Here is a 23,398-nt window from a genome sequence, read left to right as displayed (position 1 = left end):
GATGATACGGTTTTTGTTCCACGGTGACATGTTCATACTCAACTCTCCTGCCGTATGGGAGCGTTGAGTATGGCTATCCCTCAAGAACGAGTCGCTGACGTCCTTTGTCCGTTTTTATTCATTGCGCTCGCGTTGGCAGTCATCCACTCAGCAAGAGAATCAAGTGTCGGACGCAACGATTTACCCAGCTCGGTTATTTCATACTCCACTCTCGGTGGAACTTCAGCGAACACTTTTCTGTTAACCAACCCGCGAGCCTCAAACTGTCGCAACTGACGAGTCAGTTCTTTCTGAGTGATAGGTCTGACTGCTCGTTGTAGCTCACTGAAACGAACAGGTTCGCCTAATACAATCAAACGATAAAGGATTGGGATCGCCCACTTACCGGCTATCAGATTCACAAAACTGACCATCGGGCATCCTGTATTACTCTCAGCTAACGTCGAAATATTCTGTGTCATAGGGCTCCCGGTCTCACTTCATTGCATCCCATAAGGTTCCTTAGTATCCAAATGGTGCCTACTTTCCAAAGGATACTAAAGGATAAATAATTACTCCACGAATAATACGTGGGGGTAGGAAAATGGGCAGACTTGAAGGCAAGTACGCACTGATTACCGGTGGTACTAGCGGTATTGGTTTAGAGACGGCACGTCAGTTTCTGGCAGAAGGAGCAAAGGTTGCCATCACCGGTCGTAGTGAAAAAAAACTACTGGAGGCCAAAAAAGAGTTAAGTGATGTGGCTATTTTTCGCATTGAGGCAGGCGACATCCCTCAACAAACTCACTTAGCAACGGCGTTACAGGCGCGATGGCCGAGACTTGATATTTTATATATAAACGCAGGTGATGTTACACATAAGCCACTGGAATCCTGGGATGAGCAGGCTTACGATGCACTGATGAATACCAATCTTAAGGGCCCATTCTTCCTGATCAAAGCCCTGCTTCCTATGCTTTCCAACCCGTCCTCCGTCATTGTTTGTGGCTCAGTCAGCGCGCGGATTGGTTTTCCACAAAGTAGTGCTTACGCTGCAAGTAAAGCCGCAATACTCTCTCTGGCACGAACACTTTCTGCAGAGCTTCATCCGCGTGGGATTCGTGTAAATGGCTTAAGTCCCGGACCGACTGAAACACCGGCATTGAACAACGTTGGGGGCGGCGTGGACGAAGAGAAGCTCCGGGAAGAAATTCGCGCTCTGGTACCCATCGGACGTTTAGGCACCCCCTATGAATTGGCTAAGGCCGCCGTTTTCCTTGCTTCTGATGAATCTTCATTCGTCGTTGGTACTGAGCTACTGGTTGATGGTGGCGTGGGTAATCTATAGCTGAGTAGCCTGGCAGTGGTCTGGTAGAAGGGTTATCAGGCCACAATGCGCAGGGAGCAAAAAGCAAACGCTCAGAAAGAAGAAAAGGGATAAAGCTGATACACCGCCACCATCACTGAGACACTCAATATCACGCTGACGATGAAATAGGTTTTGAATGGCTGCTTTTGTGTTTTATGCCGGAAGAGTTGTTGACCCACCATCGCGCCAGGCCACCCTCCCACAACACCAAACACCAACAGAGTGGATTCCGGTACTCTGCGCCAGGCCTTACGCGCCGCCATTTTATCCACGCCATAAATCACCAGCGTCAGTATGTTGGTGAGCAGGAACCAGATAGCAACGGGATGTGAGGTAAAGATGCTGCCGATAGCCGAGAAGATCAGGAGCAAATAACAAAAGCGATTGAGATTCATAGTTTGTGGCACAGTCGATTTTAGCGTGTATAGAGGCGGCATTATACGCAGTAAAGACACGGGGCCAAAACCCCGGAACAAGTCTCTGAGTAAGTATGGCTTTGGGCTGTTATGTGCGATATCAATCAACGGGGGGCAGCTCAACTTAGGCATATACACTTGCTTTGTACTAAGATGCCTATTCAACAGGTGCTTTAAGATATCGTCTCAGTATCAAGATGGATTTATCAACATGACCAGAACAGAAAGGCTTCTCGAATTACTACAGATATTAAGGGCGCAAAGATATCCGATCACGGCATCCACTCTTGCAGAAAGATTAGAAATAAATGTACGCTCCCTTTACAGAGATATAAAAACGCTACAGCAACAGGGAGTGAGCATTGAAGGCGGCGCAGGAATTGGATACATCGTTAAGTCTGATTTTCATTTACCCCCCTTAAATCTTTCTCATGAAGAAATCAATGCGATTATACTTGGGCTAAATTGGGTGTCTCATAATACGGATTATGATTTCAAAAATACCGCAAGAAATGCGCTTGCCAAAATACACGCCGTCATTCCCGGTGAATTAAAAAATCTTATTGAGAGCCAATCCTATCTGACCGGTCCTTCAGAAAACAATGAGATATTTTTTGAAGACATTCGTAATGCCATTAAAAATCGAAAGAGAGTCAATATAAAATATTGTGACAAGAAAGAGGTTTACTCTTCTCGAGTCATATGGCCCATCGCATTAGTATATATGGAGTCATGCTGGATTTTGGTTGCATGGTGTGAGATGAGAAATGATTTTCGTCATTTCAGAACTGACAAAATCGAAGAGATTGTGCAACTGGATTCCATGTATAGAGAAAACAGGACGGCTTTATTGAAAAAATGGAGAAAAAAAGAGGGGATCCGTGAAGGAAAAGAGTACTGACAAAAACTGTCACTGCTAATTTGTATACTACCCCAGATGTAAGACTCCATTCTACTTCACAGGGGGAATTATGAATTTTCAGAATAAAGTAGCGGTTATAACAGGAAGTACTACAGGTATAGGTGAGGCCGTCGCAGACCAATTACACAAACATGGCGCCAAGGTCGTCATTGTATCCCGCTCGTCAGCGCAGGCTAAACAAAAAGCGAAGCGGTTATCTTCACAGGGACAACAAGCGATGGGGATCGGATGTGATGTGTCACAGCCTGAACAGGTACGGCAAATGATAGATGACGTTATCAAACATTTCGGCAGGCTTGATTATGCTGTAAACAATGCAGGCCTGACAGGTGAACATGGTAAAAATATCACAGAGCAGACAGTTGAAAACTGGAATAAGGTCATTGCCACCTCATTGAGCGGTATTTTTTACTGCCTAAAATATGAAATACCTCAGATGATGAAGTTTGGTGGTTCTATCGTTAATTTATCTGCAGTAAATGGCCTGGTTGGCATTCCTGGATTGGCACCTTACACCGCGGCTAAGCATGGTATAATCGGTTTAACCCAAACCGCAGCGCTAGAGTTTGCCTGCCAGGGTATTCGAATCAATGCAGTCGCTCCGGGTTATGTCCAAACCCCACGGATGAATGAATTTCCTGAAAACATCGTACGCAGTTTCGCAAATAGCCACCCGATGAAAAGGATGGCAAAAATGCAAGAAATAGCAGACTTCATCTTGTTTTTGCTGTCAGACAGATCAGCGTTCTGTACCGGGGGCGTTTATCCCATTGATGGTGGGTATTTAGCTGAGTGAAATACCCCTTAAGTCATTTTAAACCGTAATAATTGTCCCACCGGAATGGTTGGTTCAATGGGAGCGATAAAATACCTATAGTTAGTGCTTCTGCTGTAGAGTCAGTAATAGCCACATTGCCAGAATCTATTAACAGGGGTATAGATCATTGGCTCTCCATTGGTTTATACATCATGCCATTAACAACCTCCGCTTCTGGCACTGAGCTGCCGTCGATAAGGTTTAAAGAGCAGCAGTTAGCGAGGAGCTGACACTGTAAGGGCTACTATGGTGCTAACCGCGCATATCGAAGCCGGATTTTTGAAAATCCCTATAGACTTCCGGATTGTTGAAGGCTGGAAATTTGGCTTTATGGGCTGCTGATTTTATCGCTTCGCAATAGGCTTTATTGCCGTTGCTGGTTGATATGTTCAAAGCCGTGCCATCCTGAGCAAATTCAATATGTAACCTGCATTTTTTCCCCTTCCAGTTTTGCGGCTCATCAAGTTTGGCATTTATTGCCGCCCTGATTGCCCGCGCTTTCGCACCCCATTCATCCTGATCATCCCAGCGTCCTGAACTGCAACTCCCCGTTGCCGTGGTCTTATGGCAGCCGGAAGGATGTAACGGCGCGCAACCCGCGGCCAGGCTAGCCACAATGGTCAGCATAACGATTTTCTTTACTGTTCCAGACGATCCCACTTCTTGCCCCTCAATCCATCTAAACCTCAGCAATGTTGGCATATTCTTCCGTCATTCCTGGCACCTTTTCAACCACTAATTATCGACATCAACGGGATGTTTCGAATGAGCCTTCTGAATATGTAGAGAGAGGAATAGGCTGCGATTTATTGTCTGATGATTGGCACAAGCCGTTTTTACGTCCGCTTCGGCACACTGCCGCCCTCTTACCGGAAAATCGCCAGCTCGCTCATCCGCGATATATAAACGCCCCACATTTAAGACACCACCAAGAATAGTAATGATAATTATTTGCATTGATATGGTATGTTGAATGCGCTTATAACAAGACATACTTCTCATGGCGGAAGATAAGACTCATCGCATGGGAAATAACCTGTGGCTGCGCTGAGATGCAGCATCAATTCAATTTATGGAGATAAGATGAGAAGAATTTCAGTCCGTTCGGTGTTGTTGGCCTCCACTATTGCGATGGCAACCGCCACAACGGCATACGCCGATAGCCAGTGGGCAGCCGCCACCACTACCTTCCCTGGCAGTATCCGTGCAGGGTCACGGGACGTTCCTGTTAAGCCCGGAGATAAAACTGTCATAGCGATTAAGAGCCTACAGGCGGGCACGACCGTCACCCTGCTGAATGGTGCGGAAGTCCTGACACCGAAACCACTGACCGCCGACGAGAAGGGAAACCTCACTATTCCGCTAACCGTTCCGGTCGATGCTGCTACAGGCCTTCATCCACTCACTGTTATCACGCAAAATCCCGCGAGCGTTTCGCAGGTCATGTTGAAATTGTCCCAAATTGTTCCCCCGAAAAACACTGAGGCTTTCAGGCTGCAAAAAATTTCCGTCGGTGAGCGAGCTTACCAGTCAGCAATTTCAACCGACGGGAAGCTGTTCGTGACCTCTGCACGCGGCCCAAATGATGGTAGCCGCCTGATGAGACTGAACGCCGGAACGCTGACTGTCGAAGCGGAGGCTACGCTGCCTAAAGACAAAAAGGGTGAGCAGATTGGAGTCTTCGGCATCGGTGTTGATAATGTCCATAATCATGTCTGGACAACGAACACGCTCGCCGAGACGGTGACCGTCTATGACGCAAAAACGCTTTCCGTCGTGAAAGTCTTCCCGGAGGGGTCGGTCGTACATCCACGCGATGTGATCATTGATGAAGCCCACAATCGGGCTTATGTCAGCGCAGCGCTGACCGGTTTTATCGAGGTTTATGATACCAAAACGCTGGAACATATCGGTCAGATGGAGTTCGTGACGAACCGCGGCCGTGACCAGTTTTACAGTACAGATCTTGCCCTCGACAGTGCCGGTGGGAAACTCTACGGCGTCAGTCGCGATACGCCCTGGGTGGGCTGGATTGATCTCAAAACGGGCAAGAGTACGACGGTGAAAATACCTCAGGCACAAGGTGCTACCGACATCGCTCGCGATCCGGAGACCGGCCGTCTTTACGTCGCTTCCCAGGAGACGAACAATGTCGTGGTTCTTGATGCGGACGGTAAGGTTCTCGCGGATACTTACATTGGGGCCGGGGGCGTATCTGTCGTCTGGGATCCCATGACGTCGCAGGTTTTCGCCGCCACGCGCTCAGGCGGAACCGTTGCTGTTCTGAACAAAGATGGCAAACTGGTCGCTAATATCCCGATGGATGATACGCCAAACCACCTGACCGCCGGGCCTGATGGTGCCGTTTATCTGGTGTCTATGTATGGGACTATCGGGGATAAAACGCAAACAGGCTCAGTGACGAAAATCACTCCCAAAAAATAACGGCTTTAATCCGCTACGCTATTCGCGGGCAGGTCAGCCTGGCATTATTATTAACCCCCAACCGCCTTCGGGCTGGGGGTATTAACGTTGATTTTATATCGTCAACGCATTACGTTTTTCGCGCAGTTTTCTTCCGTAATATGTTCTTTTTCCGTCAATCACCAGAGTGTTAAGACCAGCAATTTCAATGAATGTAATTTCTTTTTGGAGACAGTAATTTTATCTATTTTTTTATAATCAACACATCGGGTTAGATATGTTTTTATAACAACTTTATAAGTTAAAAAATCTGCCATAATGACAGATTTTTTGATTTATAATTAGAGATTTGCAACGTTATGATATACTTTTTGAACATCATCGTCATCTTCAAGGGCATCAACAAGCCCTTCAAAGATTTCTAAATCTTCTGGCGAAAGTTCAACTTCTGATTGAGCAATCATCTCTAATTCTGTTGTTGAGAATTCGGTAATCCCGGCTGCTTTTAGCGCTGCAATGCCTTTGTGAAGGTCTGAGGATTCTGTATAAACAACGATGTTTCCTTCGTCTTCGGTTACATCACGAACATTAACTTCTGCATCAAGCAAAATTTCAAAAATATGGTCAGGGTCTGTTCCTTTAAATACAATCACTCCAGTATTGTCAAACATATAGCTGACAGCACCTGCCGCTCCGATATTCCCGCCTTTTTTATTGAAAATTGAGCGAACATTAGCAATCGTACGGTTAACATTTGACGTCAACGTTTCAGCGATAATCATTGAACCATTGGGTCCAAAGCCTTCGTAACGTCCTTGTACGAACGTTTCATCGCCGCCACCTTTGGCTTTATCAATGGCTTTATCAATAACGTGTTTTGGGACTTGTGCTTGCTTCGCACGTTCAATAACGAATTTTAAAGATGAGTTTAATTCTGGGTCTGGTTCGCCTTGTTTAGCAGCAGCATAGATTTCGACACCGAATTTTGCATATACTTTAGACGTTGCACCGTCTTTAGCCGTTTTTTTAGCAACAATATTGGCCCATTTACGTCCCACTGGAATGGTCTCCTCAAAAATTTATTTACATTACTGGCAGATTAATAACCTGCATTCTTTTCCGCCATATTATATCATGATATGTAAATTCTCGTCTATGAGAAATAAAAACATCCGCACCCCACAGAATGTTACTTTAATTTTATCAAAAGTTAACATTGTGGCTGATCTATTCCCGTATTTTCTTCTGGTTCGTTTGTTTTTATTCTCAATAATTGAACCGCAGCAAAAATACATAAGACAAGAGAGGCAAAAGTGATAATCCAGACAGACACCGATTATTAATCGTTGAGCAAAAGCAGACATCAGTGATTTTCACTCACTGCAAAAAGGCCCCGACGACAGCTAAACCTCGCGTTTTTCCGCCCATTTCAACATTGCATCAAGGGCCGGGCACAGCGCCTGCCCCCACTCGGTCAGGCGATATTCCACCTTCGGTGGCACTTGAGGGTACACCGTACGTGATACGATGCCGTCAGCTTCCAGTTGTCGCAGTTGCTGCGCCAGCATCTTCTGCGAAATAGCGGGGATCAGTTTTTCAAAATCAGAATAGCGTTGTACCTTTCCATCGAACAGATGAAAAAGAATGATTAATTTCCAACGACCTTCCAACAGTCGCAGCACGTGCTCCACACCGCTTGCGGCAGATTCCGGAGTATATAACTTACTCATAATTCAGTGGCTCACTTTTTAGTGCGTACTTGTTAATTTCACAGTCTATGTTGAAAATGCCCGTACTGTAAATAACAGGAGTAAAGAGCCATGTCATTAGCCCTACCGCATGCTATTTCAGACTATTTCTCGATCAGTAACGGTGCAGATATTACCAACGTTAAGCACTGTTTTACTGTTGATGCTGTAGTGACAGACGAAGGTAAAACTCACAAGGGACACGCAGCGATCGAGGCATGGCAACGTGCCGCACAGGCCGCGTTTGACTACAGCGTTGAGCCGGTTAAGTTTATCACCGAAGGTCACCGGGTGACGGTCACTTCAAACGTCGTCGGTAATTTTCCCGGCAGCCCGGTCACGCTTGAACATGTCTTCGGCCTGGTCGGCGACAAGATCAACACGCTGGAGATTATCTGATGTCGTTAGATCTTGATTTTCAGGACAAACGCATACTGGTTACTGCAGGTACCAAAGGCGTCGGCAAAGCGGTCGTTGAATTATTTAAGCAACTGGGTGCCAGGGTGTTAACCACCGCGCGTCATGTGCCCACAGAATGTTTCGCAGACGCCTTCGTAGCGGCGGACCTGACCACCGTCAACGGATGTGCCCTGGTAGTGGAAGCCGTTCACAAGCATCTGGGGGGTGTCGACGCCATCATCCATGTTGCTGGCGGTTCAACCTCGCCTGCCGGAGGCTTTGCCGCGCTGGGCGAAACAGAGTGGCAGCAGGAACTCAACCTAAATCTGTTGCCCGCGGTGCGCTTAGATCGTGCGCTGTTGCCTGGGATGCTGGCGCAGGGTAGCGGGGTTATTATTCACGTGACATCTATCCAGCGTGAACTGCCGTTACCAGAATCAACCACCGGTTATGCGGCGGCAAAAGCTGCGCTGTCGGCGTACAGCAAAAGCCTGTCGAAAGAGGTATCCCCGAAAGGGATTCGTGTCGTGCGTGTTGCGCCCGGTTGGATCGAAACCGAAGCTTCAGTCGCGATGGCGCAGCGACTGGCGAAGCAGGCGGGAACGGATTACGAAGGCGGTAAGCAGATAATCATGAATGCTCTCGGTGGTATTCCTCTTGGTCGTCCGTCAAAGCCCATCGAGGTTGCGAAACTCATTTCCTTCCTTGCGTCATCTCATGCAGCCGCCATCACCGGCACCGAATATGTCATTGATGGTGGTACCATCCCAACGGTGTAATCATGCTTCTTAATCAGCTCATATTATGAGCTGACTAAGATCAGCCAGAGGCAGAAAATAATTAATCATAATGTCCCTTTTAGCAAAAAGCTGGCACGCACTCTACGTTGAAGGTCCGTTGTGAGCGAGAAGCGGACATTGCTAGTAGCATTCTGTGTCTATCAACGGGTAGCAGATCAAAAATGACTCTGAGGTGTCTGTTAAACCCGTGGCGATTCAAGCCTCTATCTCACCAAAATTGTCACGCTTTACCTCTTTTATAGAAATATGGCTAATACCCATCGTGTTACTCCCTAGCTCATTAATAAATAAACATTATAGGTCCGCAGAAGCCATGGGATGGCCGGTGTTTCATACACCGAAACCTCAATCCTGTTAAGGTCAGGGCTGTTAATACCTTTTAAGGCATGATGGACACGCTCGCGGATAATCCTGCCACTAACTCAATGCCCGCAGGCAAGGTATCTAACTGGATGCGCACCGGTACGCGTTGAGCCAGCCGCACCCAGCTAAAGGTGGGATTAACATCCGGTAGCCCAAGTCCACCCGTCTCGTCGTTGCTGTCACCGATCCCACGTCCGATACTCTCCACATGCCCCGTGATCAGTGGATCAAATCCCATCAACACAATCTGCGCGGTATTTCCGACACGGATATGACGCAGTTTGGTCTCTTCAAAGTAGCCCACCACCCAGAAACTGTGCGCATCGACAATGGCGACTTTTGTCTCTCCCGCAGTGGCATAGTCACCGGGGCGAAGACGGAGATGCGTGACATAGCCATCCACCGGTGAGCGTACGGTGGCATGTGCTAAATTAAGCTGCGCCAGTTCCAGCGCGATCAGTGCCCCCTGATAATTGGCCGCCGCGATGCTTGCCGCACTGCCTGTTTGCTGGATGTCCTCACTGGAAATCACCCCTTTGATCAGTGCACGTCGCCTGGCCGCATCCTGGCGCATCAGCATCTCATGACGTTTTGCCTCAACGTCAGCCTGTGCACTCAGCACAGCCAGCTTCAGCCAGTGCGGATCGATGGCATAGAGAACATCGCCACGATTAACCCACTGGTTATCGCGGACCGCCACGCGGCTCACTGGCCCGGAAACATCCGGCGCAATCTGCACCACATCGGCACGAACCCGCCCGTCGCGCGTCCAGGGTGTCTGCGCATACTGTTTCCAGAAAATAAACGCCACGAGCGTCGCCACCACTACAGCACTTAACGTCAGCACATAGCGACCCAGCAAAGAGAGTAAAGATTTCATGCGAATAACCCCAGAGTGGTCAGGCCCTGCAAAAGCAGGAAAAAACTAATGATAAAGGTTGAAAAATCAATCAACGGGCGAAAGGGCAAACGGCGGTAAAGCCTGCTGAAAGAGAAAAACGGTACGAGTGACAGCGTACAGATCAGCGCGATGAGCGCAGTCATCAGCAGACCGGGGATAAAAACCCCCCCGATATTGATGTCATTTATCATTGGCGGGTTCCTCGTCCTGCGTCCGTAACGCGCAGTGCAGATCAACCAGTTTGTCGACTAACTGACGCGATGGTTCATCAGTTGCGGGCAAGCAGAGATCGGTTATCGCAGCGATGCGCTCGCGTAAGGCTTCTGTCTCCGTTGAGCGGGTAAGGTCATAAAGGATGGTGTTGATCTCACAACAGCCTGAGGACGCATCGCAGCGGCGCAGGTGCATCACACCGAGGCCAACACGCATAAAGTGCATCAGATGAGCAAGTGCCCGAGCGGATGACGGCCCGCTACGCGGCAAGCGCGGCAACAGCAGGGCGGCCCGGTCAATCATCAGATTGGTCCAGTGCGTTTCATTGCCTTTAAACACGCCGTTCACGCTACGGCGGATATCACGCTGGCAAAGTTTCAGCAGTCGGTTTATCGCCGCGTCGGCTTGCACGGTTTGCAGCAGGCTCATGCTAATGACCGCAAAACCGGTCGCGAAAAATAGCGCGATGGCGGTGTTAGCGGCATCGGCGAAGTTGCCGCTGTAGTGCGCACCCAGCTCGCACAACACAGGCAGCGTTAACGTTATTCCCATCGCCATAAAAGTGGTGGGGGGTCGCGCCTGGAGTGACCCGGCAAGCAGGTAGACCGGAGCAAGCACGGCAACCAGTACGGGAAAATCGCTGAGCTGGGGAAGCAGGGCAAAACTATAGATAAGACTGATTAATACGCCCCAGATGGAGCCGATAATGTATTTCACAATATGGGGTGCTGGCATGTCGAAACTGCCAAACAATGTGCAACAGACCCCAAGAATGGAGACCGCCGTGCCGCCATCTGGCCAGGCCGAGTAAATCCATAGCAGACAGCCGCTGAGGATGATGACAAACGCGCCCAGTGCCGTGCGGGCAGCACTCAGGGGATCGCGATGGAAAACATACCCTTTCGCTGTGTTATCTTCCGTTCGTGTAGGTGCGGGTTTGGCGTGGTAGATAGCCTCCGAAAGTCGCTCACACTGGTGAATGAGGCTAATCAACTCCGCTATGTAGCCTAAGAAATTCACCCGAAGCGCGTCCTCAAAGGTCAACGACTGTACCGCACGCTCCTGTGCCAACCGGGCGCTGCGTTTTTGTAGCGCATCCGCCGTATTCTTGCGTTTCCCGCTATCGCCGCAGGTCAGCCAGGCCTGAACATCATCCAGCAGTATCTGCATGTCGGCGGGCATATCCGCGATCATCTGCAAGCGATCGCGTAATTCACCGTTCACGATGACTAATCGCGCCAGCCTGTCATGGAGTGCTTTCCTGGCCTGGCGGGCCGGAACCGAAAGGGCAAAATCATACGGGATGTGGTGGCTGATGCCCTGCAGGAATTGCAATGCCAGCGCGAGGTGCAAGGGGTTTGACACCGCATCAGACTTGCCCGCCAGGGTATCGGCAACACGCTGTCGCGCCGCGTGCAGCGTCTGCGTTAATTTGCTGTTGAACAGGCCTGATATCCGACTGGGCAGAATGTACCGGTGAATCAGTGCGGCGCAGACGATGCCGATCATTATCTCCTGCACCCGGATGATGGCGATGTTAAACACCGAGCCTGGGTCGGAAACGGCGGGAAAGCCAATCAGGCTCGCGGTGTAACCGGCCAGCACAAAGGCATAGGCACGGGGTGTGCGTTCAAGTAGGGATAACCCGAGGCAGAACGTGATCCAGCCTGTCAGCATCACGCTGCACAACACGGGCATATTCACAAATGTGGGCACGATCAGCACCGTTGCCCCAGCGCCAGCCACGGTGCCGGCCAGGCGATAGAGACTCCTGCTCAGTGAGGCCCCGACCGACGTTTGCGAAACGATATAGACGGTGATGATGGCCCAGGAGGGGCGTTCAAGGCCAATCGACAGGGCGATGTAATACGCGAGCATGGCTGCGGCAAAACTCCTGACGGAATAGAGCAGGGCGTGGGCATCGCTCAGTAGCACGGGAGTGATGATGCGGCCTGACCAGCGGCGTATCGCGTGCCAAAAAGGGATGTGATGGGGGATGATTTTATTCATGCCGGGAATTATTCCCGGTTTGCGCACGTCACTAAATACTCTATTCTGTCAAAAAATACCTAAATGTTGCCAATAACATGACATCCCGACTTGCCAATACGTTGTTTGATCCCGACAGCACGCCGAGCCCGGTAGTCGCACGTCATATTGATTTCGTGGATTACGCAGCAGAAGTGCCGGTTCATACGCACCGTAAAGGGCAGTTGATTATTGCCCTGTACGGGGCGGTAATTTGTCGTGCGGAAAATGATATCTGGATAGTGCCACCCGATTGCGCGGTGTGGATCCCAGGCGGAGTTCCTCATAGCGCCAAAGCGACCTGGAATGCGCACCTTAACTACTTGTTTATTGAACCCGGAGCAGTCGCGCTGCCGGAAAAATGCTGCACGCTGGCAATTTCACCGCTGATTAAAGAGTTAATTGATCGCTTAACAAATGAAGGCGTTGATTACGCACCGCAGAGCCATGTTGGCAGGTTGACCAGAGTGACGCTCGATGAACTCGTGACCATGCCGCAGCAGAAATTGAGCCTGCCGGTTTCTGCGAACCCTAAAATTCGCGCGATGGCCGATGCGCTGGTCAGCAATCCGGAAGATCGGAGCACATTCAAAGTCTGGGCAAAGCGACTGGCGCTCAGCGAACGTTCATTAGCGCGCTTAATGCTGCGTGAAACCGGTCTGACCTTCGGTCGCTGGCGTCAGCAACTGCATTTGATTATTGCCCTTCGGGAACTGGCAAGCGGAGTATCGGTACAAAACGTGGCGGCAAACCTGGGGTATGAGTCGGTTAACGCGTTTATTACCATGTTCAGAAAAACGATGGGCAGCACGCCAGCGCACTATTTTGCTGTTCGCAGAACGGTGGATTCATAGTCTGATACAGTGTGAGTCACTTGATTTACGTGTGGGCAAGCCTACTGTTTTGCCGACGTGGTCGCCAGAATCACCGATAACAAGGGTGTTGATCTCATCCTTGATTTTATCGGTGCGCCATATTTTGAACGAAACGTGAACGCACTTAATTTTGGTGGCCGCCTGGTGCAGATTGGCATTATGGGAGGCATTGAAAACGCGAAGATCCCGCTGGACCGGGTGTTGTACCGCCATCTGCAGATTATCGGTACGGTAATGAAATCATGTTCGCAAGAAGTGAAGCATGAGATGTCCCGTCGCTTTGAAGAGTGCTGGTTAACCCGTTTCGGTAAAGATGGGCTGAACCCGGTTATTGACAGCGTATTCCCGCTGGTCGACGCCTGTAAAGCTCGCCAGCGTATGGAAGACGGTCTGAACACAGGAAAAATTGTGTTGACGATGTAGATGACGCAAACGAAAGGGCTATTTTTCCTGCCTTTTCGTCGCAACCCCCCTTCGCTATCAGGCATGAACAGCCCGCGCAATATACTCAGGGCTGTTCGATGTCAGAGGATGAATCAAGTACCGCCATAAAAAACATCGCTAGTGGTTAAAAGTGATATCAGAGTATTGCTGTTACATTGTTTGTCAAAGCTAAGTTCAGATGTCCGTGGTGGGGCTAATTTGAAATGTCCGCTTCTGGCACTGAGCGGACGCTCAAGTGGGCTTAAGTTCGCTATTACGAATATGCGGACAAATATCGGTGTGTAAATCACCTACTTCCACTCTTTTTTGAGAAGCGCGTAGATAAAAGTATCATCGTATCTTTCTTCGCCATCATCTTGTATGAACGTAACAAATTCTTTAAAACAGCCCTCCACGCGCATATGGAGGCGTGCACAAAGCTTTTGAGAGGCTATGTTATAATCTTCAACGTAAGCATAGAGACGTCGAGCTTCCTTTTGAAAAAACAAATATTCAAACAAAGCAGTAACGGATTCCGTAGCATAACCCTGACCTTCGTAACGCTGGTTAAAGTGCCATCCAACTGACCAGGTATTCACATCTGGCTCTTCACGATTATCAGCGAAAAGATGGCCAATCAATTCATCAGTCTCTTTGAGGCATACCGCTAGCTGGCTGGTATCACGGGATCTTCTATCAACTTCTTTTCTTGCGTCTTCCCGTGAAGCGAGTTTCTCGTCCTGAAAACACGGTGTGCGGGGTGAAGACAGGTAATCAAAAAGTGCAGATGCGTCTTTGTGTTTGAATGTGCGAATAATGAGTCGCGGTGTCGTGGCTACGATCATGAAAACCTCATGTTATCTGGCAAGCGTAGAGACATTCTAATGAATATCGCCGTCACTATGTCAGACCATTTTGCTTTTCCGCATTTCACATCAACCTGATGTTAGCAACCTTCCGCTTCCCGGTTGAGAGAACGGTAAGATCATCATTTCGAAAAGCCGGGCTGTCAGCCAACTTTTGCCTGAACCGCTTATCCAGAGTCGCTTCAGGTCACTGGTTATCAGTATGGCGACATCAGATACCGACAAAATTGATGAACATAGCTAATAAACCCTAGCTAATTACCCCATCTAATCGAATAAATCAGTTTGCATTATGCTTTTTCTGAACAAAAGCGGAAGGACTATGTCATGCAAACTGTAAAACTGAACAACGGTATTGAAATGCCCCTGCTGGGTTTTGGTGTGTTCCAGATGACGGATGCCGCTGAATGCGAGAGAGCCGTTATTGATGCCATTGAAACGGGATATCGCCTGATCGATACCGCGGCGTCCTACCAGAATGAAACCCAGGTCGGGAACGCCCTGAAGCAAAGTGGTATTGCGCGCAACGAACTCTTTATCACCACCAAACTTTGGCTACAGGATACGAATTACGAAGGTGCCAAAGCACAGTTTGAACGTTCACTGAACCGACTTCAGTTGGACTATGTTGACCTGTACCTGATTCACCAACCTTACGGTGACGTCCACGGCGCCTGGCGTGCAATGGAAGAACTGCAGCAGGCAGGCAAAATTCGCGCCATTGGCGTAAGCAACTTCCATCCGGACAGACTGGCCGATCTTATCGCCTTCAACCGCGTTGCCCCAGCGGTAAACCAGATTGAAGTTAACCCCTTCAACCAGCAACTGCACGCTGTTGCGTGGATGCAAAGCCGTGGCATCCAACCGGAAGCATGGGCACCGTTTGCTGAAGGAAAAAATGGGTTGTTCCAGCATCCCGAATTAGCGGCGATAGGCCAGAAGTACGGAAAAAGTGTAGGTCAGGTTGTCCTGCGGTGGATTTTCCAGCGAGGCATTATTTCGCTTGCAAAATCAGTGCGAAAAGAACGCATGGAAGAGAACATCAACATTCTCGATTTTGAACTCAGTGCTGAAGACATGCTGCAGATTACCGCACTTGATACTGCCACCAGCGCATTCTTCTCTCATCGCGATCCTGCGAGAGTGGAGTGGCTCACTGGCCGTAAACTCGACGTTTAAGCCGCAATAATAGAGGTATTCACACAATGCAAAAACGTTATCTGGGTAAATCCGGGCTTGAAGTATCAGCCCTTGGACTCGGTTGTATGGGCTTAAGCCACGGCTATGGCCCGGCGACAGATACCCACCAGGCGATTGAACTCATACGGACAGCGGTTGAACGTGGCGTCACGTTCTTCGACACCGCCGAAGTGTATGGTCCGTTTTTGAATGAAGAGGTTGTCGGTGAAGCGCTAAAACCCTTTCGCGACCGCGTGGTCATCGCCACAAAATTTGGCTTTACCTTTGGCGATGACAACAAACAGCAGGTTTTAAACAGCCGCCCCGAGCATATCCGCATGGCCGTTGAAGGATCGTTACGCCGCCTTAAAACCGATGTCATTGACCTGCTTTATCAACACCGTGTCGATCCGGACGTGCCAATTGAAGATGTCGCAGGAACGGTGAAAGACCTCATTGCCGAAGGAAAGATCAAACATTTCGGTCTTTCCGAAGCGGGTGCGCAGACGATTCGTCGTGCGCATGCGGTTCAACCTGTCAGCGCCCTGCAAAGCGAATACTCCATGTGGTGGCGTGAACCTGAACAGGAGATCCTGCCGCTTCTGGAGGAGTTGGGTATTGGTTTTGTGCCATTCAGCCCGTTAGGCAAAGGCTTCCTGACCGGAGCAATTACGTCAGGAACAACGTTTGGTAAGGATGATTACCGAAGCCAGGTGCCGCGTTTCACCGCTCAGGCAATTGCCGCCAACGAAAAGCTGGTTTCGTTGTTGGGTGAACTGGCAGCCGACAAAGGGGTGACGTCTGCACAAATCGCGCTGGCATGGCTGTTGGCACAAAAATCGTGGATTGTTCCGATTCCGGGCACCACCAAACTGCATCGCCTCGAGGAAAACCTGGGCGCCGTTGACGTTATTCTTTCTCAGGATGAGTTGTCCCAGGTCACACAGGCGCTGGAAACGATAAAAATCGTTGGCGAGCGTTATTCGCCTGAGCATCAGGTTCGTGTAGGCCGCTGAGACTTAAGCTTGCTATATCCATAAATCAAAATCGCAAAAATTGCTGCGATGCGGGAAGATTCCGTCACAGGTCAATGTTCCGACGACGCCTGTGCAACACAGGAGAAAAGAACCCGGAACCGTTGATGTGGACCAAAGGGAAATACGGTGTTTTCCTCGATATTAACCCACGCGGCACGGTACTGGCAGCCACGTTGCACTCCCCCACCGCAAGCATGCCGAAAGGTAAAAATCACGCCGCTGACCGACGCGACAGCACAGGAAAAACAGGCATTAAAAAACCCGCTTCGGCGGGTTCTTTTTTTGGAGTTGGTTTGGCTATTGAAAGAAAAATAGTCCAATACTATACCAACAGCCCAAAAAACAAAGGGGCTACCTTTCGGTAACCCCTTGTTTAATCTGGCGGAAGCGCAGAGATTCGAACTCTGGAACCCTTTCGGGTCGCCGGTTTTCAAGACCGGTGCCTTCAACCGCTCGGCCACACTTCCGGAATGAGGCGCACTATAAACATCCCAATGCGCCGTGTAAAGCCCGAATGTGTTCGTTTGCCTGAAAAACAGTCAAAATGCTGTTAATAGCCTGAAATAACAACAGATTGACCATTTATTCAGCACAATACTCACGCTTTATCAACCATTCACCATAATCCACGATGAAACCTGATTTAGATCAAATGAGTAAAGATGGGTAAAAGCGCTGTGTGCGCGGCTGTGTTTTCATTATCCTCCATCATTAATTACATCTGTCATAAGAGAGTGACTCATGGATCGTATTGTTAGTTCATCACATGACCGTACATCGCTACTCAGCACGCACAAAGTGCTGCGCAATACCTATTTTCTGCTAAGCCTGACGCTGGCGTTTTCGGCGATCACCGCCACCGCCAGCACCGTGCTGATGCTGCCTTCTCCGGGTCTGATTCTGACGCTGGTGGGGATGTACGGGCTGATGTTCCTGACCTATAAAACGGCGAACAAGCCAAGCGGCATTATTTCCGCGTTTGCCTTCACCGGCTTCCTCGGTTACATCCTCGGGCCGATTCTGAACGCTTACCTGTCCGCTGGGATGGGCGACGTGATCGGTATGGCGCTGGGCGGTACCGCGCTGGTGTTCTTCTGCTGCTCCGCCTATGTGCTGACTACCCGTAAAGACATGTCCTTCCTCGGCGGTATGCTGATGGCCGGTATCGTGGTGGTACTGATTGGCATGGTGGCGAACATCTTCCTGCAACTGCCGGCACTGCATCTGGCAATCAGCGCGGTGTTTATCCTGATTTCTTCAGGCGCAATCCTGTTCGAAACCAGCAACATCATCCGTGGTGGTGAGACCAACTACATCCGCGCAACGGTTAGCCTCTACGTTTCGCTGTACAACATCTTTATCAGCCTGCTCAGCATTCTGGGCTTCGCCAGCCGCGATTAACGGCAACAAAGCATGACACCCGGCCCCGCTTATGCGGGGCTTTGTTTTTTGGTAAACTGCCGCCAGGTTGTCTAACGCAGTGAAGAATTATGTTGATCTTTGAAGGTAAAGAAATCGCTACCGACTCCGACGGTTATCTGAAAGAGAGTGCGCAGTGGAGCGAACCGATGGCTGTAGTCATTGCTGAAAACGAGGGAATCACCCTCTCCCCGGAACATTGGGAAGTGGTGCGTTTTGTTCGCGACTTCTATCTGGAGTTTAATACCTCGCCTGCGATTCGCATGCTGGTCAAGGCGATGGCGAATAAGTTTGGCGAGGAGAAAGGCAACAGCCGTTATCTGTATCGTCTGTTTCCGAAAGGCCCGGCGAAACAGGCCACTAAAATTGCTGGCCTGCCGAAGCCGGTGAAGTGTATTTAATAGCGAATACTAAAACCGGTAAATTCCTCACGAGGACGGTGCGGCTCGCTCAGGACTCTGTCTACCCGGGCAGAACTCGGGCCGCCGTCTTTGAGCCACTTCAGTAATTTGTCGACCTGCCCCGCTTCGCCGCTGGCGACAACCTCCACGCTGCCATCATCCCTGTTCCTCGCATAGCCGGTTAAACTCAGTCGCCGCGCCTCATGCTGCGTGGTATAGCGAAATCCCACGCCCTGAACCCGGCCGTAAACCCACGCGATAATGCAGACTCTCGCCATGGCTGTTCTCCTTCTTATCGAAAACGATGAGCGTAACCTCACACGGTTATGTGAATAACATTAACGTACCTGTTTCGGCAAGCATCCGTAATATTGGCTAAACCTCGCCGTAAATCGCGAGCCTGAAAGATAGCCGCTGCGCAATGCTATCTCTCCTATAGGTAACGTCGTCGACTGCAATTGAGATAACGCATAAGACATACGGACCTCTTCAACAATCTGTCGGTAGCTCTGCGATTCTTGCTGGAGTCGTCTGCGCAACGTGGAGGTTCCCATGGCTAACCGATGGGCAATATCCTGTGCTCTCCAAAGCTTAGCAGGTGCCAACATAATGAGCTGGCGTACCTGTTCCGTTAGCGTGTAACCCCGTTCGATAAGCAGTGGACCGATTGCCCCTTCATGCAACAGTGCGAGTAATAATCCCATTGCCTGATGTGTCTGCAACTCTGCCGGCAATCCCTGGCGCACAGCGGAAAGTAAATTCGTCCACATAAACGCCAGACTGGGGTTCATCGGCGTACATAAAGAGGTCAACGTGGCGGGCGGAAAGTCCTTAACATAGGTTTTTTTAAATGCGGAAATCATGTCTGGCGAGAGTAGCAGGAGATCTGAACGAAAACCGCCCTGCCCGGGTTGATTAATAATGTCCAGCGACGTGTTCGCCGGAATGATGATTAACTCGCCAGGTTTTGCGACCAGGCGATTATCCTCTTGCAAAATGACTTTGCTGCCCTGCGTGATATGGCAGAGTGCAGCAGAGAAAAGCTTAACACGATGCAAGCGATGACGTTGGCTGGAACGCACCTCCGCTGTCGTGAGAACATTATGTTGAAAATAAACGTCCTGCACCGTGTTCTCCTCTGTTTATCTTCCGTATGTGGCTGTCAATTCCGCTTTGGCAATGACATGACTGTTAAGCATAAATCCCACCAGCGCACCGCTCGCATTGTGATCGATGGGTAAGGCATCGGTATTGAGTGCCCATAAAGTGAACTGATAGCGGTGCGGCTTATCTCCAACCGGCGGACAAGCCCCGCCAAACCCAGCATAACCAAAATCGTTACGCCCCTGAACAATCCCCGCCGCCACGGTTTCCATCTTCACACCCGATGGGAGAGCATGAATACTTGCCGGAATATTCACGACCGTCCAGTGCCACCAACCACTTCCCGTAGGCGCATCGGGATCAAACACAGTGATCGCGTAGCTTTTTGTTCCCTCGGGCGCATTTTGCCAGTGCAACTGCGGAGAGATATTTCCGCCTTCACAGCCAAATCCATTAAAGACCTGCTTTTGCGTTAAAACGAGATTATCGGGAATGTCTGTACTGCCGAGGCTGAACGCCGGAGAGGCCGCCGCACCATAGCTGAGCGTCGTCAGCACAATAGCCGTCAGATAAGATGACATTTTCATTGTATTTCCTTATTCAGATTAAGAAATGACAATCTATCAGGCGCATACCCAGGAAATTGTGCCTCTGTGCTTTCAGTTTGTGCCGAAATGCTCACTGTCGGTGCTGATGATTGCATCCCGCATCTGTGCTACCCTACGCGCCATTTTGTTTTAACGGTATCAGGCGGGAATAGACACCCGGCTCGCATCCCTGTTTGTGTGAGGTTGCTCGTATGACTGAATCTTCATTTCCTCAATATCCCCGCCTGGTGTTAGCCAAAGGGCGCGACAAATCATTACTTCGTCGCCATCCGTGGGTCTTTTCCGGTGCCGTTGCCCGCATGGAAGGTAAAGCCAACCTCGGTGAAACCATCGACATTGTTGACCATCAGGGTAAATGGTTAGCCCGTGGCGCCTTTTCCCCGGCGTCGCAAATCCGCGCGCGCGTCTGGACCTTCGACAAGTCCGAGTCTGTCGATATCGCCTTCTTCACCCGCCGTCTGCGACAGGCGCAGCAATGGCGCGACTGGCTGGCGAAAAAAGATGGACTGGACAGCTATCGTCTGATCGCCGGTGAGTCCGACGGCTTGCCGGGCGTGACCATCGATCGCTTTGGTCATTTCCTGGTGCTGCAACTGCTCAGCGCCGGGGCAGAATATCAGCGTGCTGCTTTGATTAGCGCGCTGCAAGCGCTCTACCCGGAATGTGCGATTTACGATCGTAGCGATGTCGCAGTGCGTAAAAAAGAGGGTATGGCGCTGACGCAGGGCCCGGTCACCGGTGAGATCCCTCCAGCACTCCTGCCAATTGAAGAACACGGTATGAAGCTACTGGTCGATATCCAGGGCGGTCACAAAACCGGCTATTACCTCGATCAACGCGACAGCCGTCTGGCAACGCGCCGCTATGTCGACAATCAACGGGTACTCAATTGTTTCTCCTACACCGGGGGGTTTGCCGTTTCTGCGCTGATGGGCGGTTGCCGTCAGGTTATCAGCGTCGATACTTCCCAGGAAGCGCTGGATATTGCGAAGCAGAACGTCGAACTGAACAAACTCGATCTCAGCAAGGCTGAATTTGTTCGTGACGATGTTTTTAAACTGTTACGGACCTATCGCGATCGCGGCGAGAAATTTGATGTCATCGTGATGGATCCGCCGAAGTTTGTCGAAAATAAAAGCCAGTTGATGGGAGCGTGCCGGGGTTACAAGGATATCAACATGCTGGCTATCCAGTTGCTGAATCCGGGTGGCGTGCTGCTGACGTTCTCCTGCTCCGGTCTGATGACAACAGATTTATTTCAGAAAATCATCGCTGATGCCGCAATTGATGCGGGTCGTGATGTACAATTTATAGAGCAGTTCCGTCAGGCCGCCGATCATCCCGTGATCGCTACCTACCCGGAAGGGCTGTATCTCAAAGGGTTTGCCTGTCGCGTCATGTAACTTGAAAAGTGGAATTTTACCCTTATATCAAGGGTAATGATTTCCCGGGAGGTGACTATGATTGCCAGCAAATTCGGTATCGGCCAGCAGGTCCGCCATTCCCTGTTAGGATATCTCGGAGTGGTCGTGGATATCGACCCGGTCTATTCGCTTGCGGAACCGTCACCTGATGAGTTGGCGGTCAACGACGAGCTTCGTGCTGCTCCGTGGTATCACGTGGTGATGGAAGATGATGACGGTCGTCCGGTACATACCTATCTTGCCGAAGCGCAGCTAAGCAGCGAAACGCAGGACGAACATCCTGAACAGCCTTCGATGGATGAGCTTGCTCAGACCATTCGTAAACAGTTGCAGGCCCCCCGCCTGCGTAACTGATCCTTGTTGAGGCCCGATGGCACATTGCTTATCGGGCCTGTTTCCTTTCTGCCATCAGGGCAATTAACTTACTTCGTCAACCCCAGGCGCGGGATCTCAATCGCCGGGCAGCGATCCATCACCACCATCAGACCCGCTTCGCGCGCCAGCACCGCCGCCTGCTCATTGATCACGCCCAACTGCATCCACAGCGTTTTCGCGCCAATCGCGATCGCGTCCTGTGCAACACCCCATGCCGCTTCTGAATTGCGGAACACATCCACCATGTCCACTTTTTCCGGCACGTCCGCCAGCGTCGCGTAGCCCTGCTGCCCTAGCAGCGTTTTCCCGGCGACCTTCGGAGAAACCGGAATCACGTGATAACCCTGATCGAGCAAATACTTCATCACACGGTAACTTGGACGATCGGGTTTATCGCTTGCGCCAACCAGGGCAATGGTACGGGTCGAGGTCAAAATGCCAGCAATGTCGGTCTCTTTCATCATCATTCTCCAGGCTGTTTTGCAAAGTGTACGACAATCCTGACGACCCAACCATGCGTCCCACCCGTAAGTATGAGAGCAAAACGCCAAAATATGTCTATATGTTAGTAAACATGATTGTCGAAAAATTTTGATACATTCTTACCCGGCGGTCTTTGGACAGGAGAACCTTATGAAAACCGGCACTGTGACCCTGATGATTGCCCTCTGTTTGCCAGTCGCGGTTTTCGCTACCACCCTCCGTCTTTCAACCGATATTGACCTGTTGGTGCTGGACGGCAAAAAGGTCTCCAGTTCACTCCTGCGCGGCGCGGACAGCATTGAACTCGACAATGGACCGCATCAACTCGTTTTTCGGGTTGAGAAGACAATCCGTCTCTCCAGCCATGAAGAACAACTCTACATTTCCCCACCGCTGGTGATAAGTTTTGACACTCAGCGTGTGGGTCAGGTCAATTTCCACCTTCCGCGTCTGGAAAGCGACCGTGAAGCCAGCCATTTCGACGCCACTCCGCGACTGGAGTTGCTGGATGGCGACGCAATGCCGATCCCGGTACAACTGGATATCCTCGCCATTACCTCAAAAACAGAAACCATTGATTTTGAGGCAGAAACAGAGCGCTACAATAAGTCGGCCAGGCGCGCCTCCTTACCCCAGTTCGCCACGATGATGGCCGACGACAGCACCCTGCTTTCGGGGGTCTCAGAGCTGGATACCATCCCTCCCCAATCTCAAACCCTCACGGAACAGCGCCTGAAGTACTGGTTTCGCCAGGCGGATCCGCAAACCCGCAATAGCTTTCTGCAGTGGGCGGAGAAACAACCCTCTTCCTGATGTCTTTGACAC

The 23,398-nt window shown here is 50.3% G+C and carries 29 protein-coding genes and 1 tRNA gene; 16 read left to right on the top strand and 14 right to left on the bottom strand.

Features of this window, described 5'->3' with window-relative positions:
* Positions 1 to 80: 80 nt before the first annotated feature.
* Positions 81 to 461 (bottom strand): winged helix-turn-helix transcriptional regulator, encoded by a 381-nt coding sequence (locus ACERJC_RS04185; RefSeq protein WP_187696620.1) that lies wholly within the window; start codon positions 459 to 461, stop codon positions 81 to 83.
* Positions 462 to 583: 122 nt separating this feature from the next.
* On the opposite strand from ACERJC_RS04185, the gene ACERJC_RS04180 reads away from it, so the two are divergent.
* On the top strand, positions 584 to 1,327 hold the full coding sequence (locus ACERJC_RS04180; protein WP_373671101.1) for an SDR family oxidoreductase: 744 nt from the start codon (positions 584 to 586) through the stop codon (positions 1,325 to 1,327).
* Positions 1,328 to 1,398: 71 nt separating this feature from the next.
* On the opposite strand, the gene ACERJC_RS04175 is transcribed toward ACERJC_RS04180, so the two are convergent.
* On the bottom strand, positions 1,399 to 1,743 hold the full coding sequence (locus ACERJC_RS04175; RefSeq protein ID WP_373671100.1) for a DUF1294 domain-containing protein: 345 nt from the start codon (positions 1,741 to 1,743) through the stop codon (positions 1,399 to 1,401).
* Positions 1,744 to 1,975: 232 nt separating this feature from the next.
* Between ACERJC_RS04175 and ACERJC_RS04170 the strand changes: the two genes are divergently transcribed.
* Positions 1,976 to 2,665, top strand: coding sequence for a helix-turn-helix transcriptional regulator (locus ACERJC_RS04170; RefSeq protein WP_373671099.1), 690 nt, complete (start codon positions 1,976 to 1,978; stop codon positions 2,663 to 2,665).
* A gap of 70 nt (positions 2,666 to 2,735) precedes the next feature.
* Complete coding sequence (locus ACERJC_RS04165; protein ID WP_373671098.1) at positions 2,736 to 3,482, top strand: SDR family NAD(P)-dependent oxidoreductase; 747 nt, start codon at positions 2,736 to 2,738, stop codon at positions 3,480 to 3,482.
* A gap of 273 nt (positions 3,483 to 3,755) precedes the next feature.
* Here ACERJC_RS04165 and ACERJC_RS04160 read toward each other — a convergent pair whose 3' ends face one another.
* A complete protein-coding gene (locus tag ACERJC_RS04160) occupies positions 3,756 to 4,205 on the bottom strand; it encodes a cell envelope integrity TolA C-terminal domain-containing protein (RefSeq protein ID WP_152405198.1) in 450 nt (149 codons plus the stop codon).
* Between the two features lie 381 nt (positions 4,206 to 4,586).
* Between ACERJC_RS04160 and ACERJC_RS04155 the strand changes: the two genes are divergently transcribed.
* Positions 4,587 to 5,948, top strand: coding sequence for a YncE family protein (locus tag ACERJC_RS04155; RefSeq protein ID WP_373671097.1), 1,362 nt, complete (start codon positions 4,587 to 4,589; stop codon positions 5,946 to 5,948).
* A 320-nt stretch (positions 5,949 to 6,268) separates the two neighbouring features.
* On the opposite strand, the gene ACERJC_RS04150 is transcribed toward ACERJC_RS04155, so the two are convergent.
* Positions 6,269 to 6,985, bottom strand: a complete 717-nt coding sequence (locus ACERJC_RS04150; RefSeq protein ID WP_152405200.1) for a YebC/PmpR family DNA-binding transcriptional regulator — start codon at positions 6,983 to 6,985, stop codon at positions 6,269 to 6,271.
* 345 nt (positions 6,986 to 7,330) lie between these two features.
* The gene (locus tag ACERJC_RS04145) at positions 7,331 to 7,657 is read right to left on the bottom strand and encodes a winged helix-turn-helix transcriptional regulator (protein WP_373671096.1); all 327 of its coding nucleotides are present in this window, start codon (positions 7,655 to 7,657) and stop codon (positions 7,331 to 7,333) included.
* A 90-nt stretch (positions 7,658 to 7,747) separates the two neighbouring features.
* On the opposite strand from ACERJC_RS04145, the gene ACERJC_RS04140 reads away from it, so the two are divergent.
* Both ACERJC_RS04140 and ACERJC_RS04135 read left to right on the top strand, forming a co-directional pair.
* Positions 7,748 to 8,074, top strand: a complete 327-nt coding sequence (locus ACERJC_RS04140; RefSeq protein WP_373671095.1) for a nuclear transport factor 2 family protein — start codon at positions 7,748 to 7,750, stop codon at positions 8,072 to 8,074.
* Positions 8,074 to 8,853, top strand: a complete 780-nt coding sequence (locus ACERJC_RS04135; protein ID WP_373671094.1) for an SDR family oxidoreductase — start codon at positions 8,074 to 8,076, stop codon at positions 8,851 to 8,853. The genes ACERJC_RS04140 and ACERJC_RS04135 overlap by 1 nt, the downstream gene beginning before the upstream one ends.
* Positions 8,854 to 9,253: 400 nt before the next feature.
* Here ACERJC_RS04135 and ACERJC_RS04130 read toward each other — a convergent pair whose 3' ends face one another.
* Genes ACERJC_RS04130 through ACERJC_RS04120 form a run of 3 tightly spaced genes read right to left on the bottom strand, consistent with a single transcriptional unit; the run spans position 9,254 to position 12,361 of the window.
* Positions 9,254 to 10,117 (bottom strand): HlyD family secretion protein, encoded by an 864-nt coding sequence (locus tag ACERJC_RS04130; RefSeq protein WP_373671093.1) that lies wholly within the window; start codon positions 10,115 to 10,117, stop codon positions 9,254 to 9,256.
* A complete protein-coding gene (locus tag ACERJC_RS04125; protein WP_200040253.1) occupies positions 10,114 to 10,329 on the bottom strand; it encodes a DUF1656 domain-containing protein in 216 nt (71 codons plus the stop codon). Before ACERJC_RS04125 ends, ACERJC_RS04130 begins: the two co-directional genes overlap by 4 nt.
* Positions 10,319 to 12,361 carry an FUSC family protein gene (locus ACERJC_RS04120; protein WP_373671091.1) on the bottom strand — a complete coding sequence of 681 codons (2,043 nt, stop codon included), beginning with the start codon at positions 12,359 to 12,361 and terminating at the stop codon, positions 10,319 to 10,321. The genes ACERJC_RS04125 and ACERJC_RS04120 overlap by 11 nt, the downstream gene beginning before the upstream one ends.
* Positions 12,362 to 12,438: 77 nt before the next feature.
* Here ACERJC_RS04120 and ACERJC_RS04115 point away from each other — a divergent pair, with 77 nt between their 5' ends.
* Positions 12,439 to 13,233 (top strand): AraC family transcriptional regulator, encoded by a 795-nt coding sequence (locus ACERJC_RS04115; RefSeq protein WP_373671090.1) that lies wholly within the window; start codon positions 12,439 to 12,441, stop codon positions 13,231 to 13,233.
* A 57-nt stretch (positions 13,234 to 13,290) separates the two neighbouring features.
* Positions 13,291 to 13,677, top strand: a complete 387-nt coding sequence (locus ACERJC_RS04110) for a zinc-binding dehydrogenase (protein ID WP_286631246.1) — start codon at positions 13,291 to 13,293, stop codon at positions 13,675 to 13,677.
* A 311-nt stretch (positions 13,678 to 13,988) separates the two neighbouring features.
* On the opposite strand, the gene ACERJC_RS04105 is transcribed toward ACERJC_RS04110, so the two are convergent.
* Positions 13,989 to 14,522: a GNAT family N-acetyltransferase gene (locus ACERJC_RS04105; protein WP_373671089.1), complete on the bottom strand. Its 534-nt coding sequence runs from the start codon at positions 14,520 to 14,522 to the stop codon at positions 13,989 to 13,991.
* A 348-nt stretch (positions 14,523 to 14,870) separates the two neighbouring features.
* Here ACERJC_RS04105 and ACERJC_RS04100 point away from each other — a divergent pair, with 348 nt between their 5' ends.
* The 3 genes from ACERJC_RS04100 to ACERJC_RS04090 all read left to right on the top strand — a co-directional run bounded on the left by ACERJC_RS04100 (position 14,871) and on the right by ACERJC_RS04090 (position 17,124).
* A complete protein-coding gene (locus ACERJC_RS04100) occupies positions 14,871 to 15,722 on the top strand; it encodes an aldo/keto reductase (protein WP_152405210.1) in 852 nt (283 codons plus the stop codon).
* Positions 15,723 to 15,748: 26 nt separating this feature from the next.
* The gene (locus ACERJC_RS04095) at positions 15,749 to 16,738 is read left to right on the top strand and encodes an aldo/keto reductase (RefSeq protein ID WP_373671088.1); all 990 of its coding nucleotides are present in this window, start codon (positions 15,749 to 15,751) and stop codon (positions 16,736 to 16,738) included.
* Between the two features lie 125 nt (positions 16,739 to 16,863).
* Positions 16,864 to 17,124, top strand: a complete 261-nt coding sequence (locus tag ACERJC_RS04090) for a hypothetical protein (RefSeq protein ID WP_373671087.1) — start codon at positions 16,864 to 16,866, stop codon at positions 17,122 to 17,124.
* Positions 17,125 to 17,138: 14 nt separating this feature from the next.
* Here the strand turns inward: ACERJC_RS04090 and ACERJC_RS04085 are convergent.
* Positions 17,139 to 17,226: transfer RNA gene (locus ACERJC_RS04085), tRNA-Ser, on the bottom strand.
* 274 nt (positions 17,227 to 17,500) lie between these two features.
* Between ACERJC_RS04085 and yccA the strand changes: the two genes are divergently transcribed.
* Both yccA and tusE read left to right on the top strand, forming a co-directional pair.
* Complete coding sequence (gene yccA, locus ACERJC_RS04080; protein WP_152405213.1) at positions 17,501 to 18,160, top strand: FtsH protease modulator YccA; 660 nt, start codon at positions 17,501 to 17,503, stop codon at positions 18,158 to 18,160.
* Positions 18,161 to 18,249: 89 nt separating this feature from the next.
* Positions 18,250 to 18,579 (top strand): sulfurtransferase TusE, encoded by a 330-nt coding sequence (gene tusE / locus ACERJC_RS04075; protein WP_046478766.1) that lies wholly within the window; start codon positions 18,250 to 18,252, stop codon positions 18,577 to 18,579.
* On the opposite strand, the gene yccX is transcribed toward tusE, so the two are convergent.
* The 3 genes from yccX to ACERJC_RS04060 are packed head-to-tail and all read right to left on the bottom strand — an operon-like array spanning position 18,576 to position 20,270.
* Positions 18,576 to 18,857 (bottom strand): acylphosphatase, encoded by a 282-nt coding sequence (gene yccX, locus ACERJC_RS04070; protein ID WP_373671086.1) that lies wholly within the window; start codon positions 18,855 to 18,857, stop codon positions 18,576 to 18,578. The genes tusE and yccX overlap by 4 nt on opposite strands.
* Positions 18,858 to 18,917: 60 nt before the next feature.
* Positions 18,918 to 19,706, bottom strand: a complete 789-nt coding sequence (locus ACERJC_RS04065) for a helix-turn-helix transcriptional regulator (RefSeq protein WP_373671085.1) — start codon at positions 19,704 to 19,706, stop codon at positions 18,918 to 18,920.
* 15 nt (positions 19,707 to 19,721) lie between these two features.
* Positions 19,722 to 20,270, bottom strand: coding sequence for a YbhB/YbcL family Raf kinase inhibitor-like protein (locus tag ACERJC_RS04060; protein WP_373671084.1), 549 nt, complete (start codon positions 20,268 to 20,270; stop codon positions 19,722 to 19,724).
* Positions 20,271 to 20,482: 212 nt separating this feature from the next.
* Here ACERJC_RS04060 and rlmI point away from each other — a divergent pair, with 212 nt between their 5' ends.
* Positions 20,483 to 21,694, top strand: a complete 1,212-nt coding sequence (gene rlmI, locus ACERJC_RS04055) for a 23S rRNA (cytosine(1962)-C(5))-methyltransferase RlmI (RefSeq protein WP_152405216.1) — start codon at positions 20,483 to 20,485, stop codon at positions 21,692 to 21,694.
* Positions 21,695 to 21,751: 57 nt separating this feature from the next.
* The gene (gene hspQ / locus ACERJC_RS04050; protein ID WP_042319966.1) at positions 21,752 to 22,069 is read left to right on the top strand and encodes a heat shock protein HspQ; all 318 of its coding nucleotides are present in this window, start codon (positions 21,752 to 21,754) and stop codon (positions 22,067 to 22,069) included.
* Between the two features lie 68 nt (positions 22,070 to 22,137).
* Here hspQ and ACERJC_RS04045 read toward each other — a convergent pair whose 3' ends face one another.
* Complete coding sequence (locus ACERJC_RS04045; RefSeq protein ID WP_042319968.1) at positions 22,138 to 22,551, bottom strand: CoA-binding protein; 414 nt, start codon at positions 22,549 to 22,551, stop codon at positions 22,138 to 22,140.
* A gap of 172 nt (positions 22,552 to 22,723) precedes the next feature.
* On the opposite strand from ACERJC_RS04045, the gene ACERJC_RS04040 reads away from it, so the two are divergent.
* Positions 22,724 to 23,386: a DUF2057 family protein gene (locus ACERJC_RS04040; protein ID WP_373671083.1), complete on the top strand. Its 663-nt coding sequence runs from the start codon at positions 22,724 to 22,726 to the stop codon at positions 23,384 to 23,386.
* The last annotated feature ends 12 nt before the right edge of the window (positions 23,387 to 23,398 follow it).

Source organism: Citrobacter telavivensis (genome assembly GCF_041807075.1).
GTDB classification, from domain to species: Bacteria; Pseudomonadota; Gammaproteobacteria; order Enterobacterales; family Enterobacteriaceae; genus Citrobacter_A; species Citrobacter_A telavivensis.
This window is presented reverse-complemented; position numbering and strand designations above follow the sequence as displayed.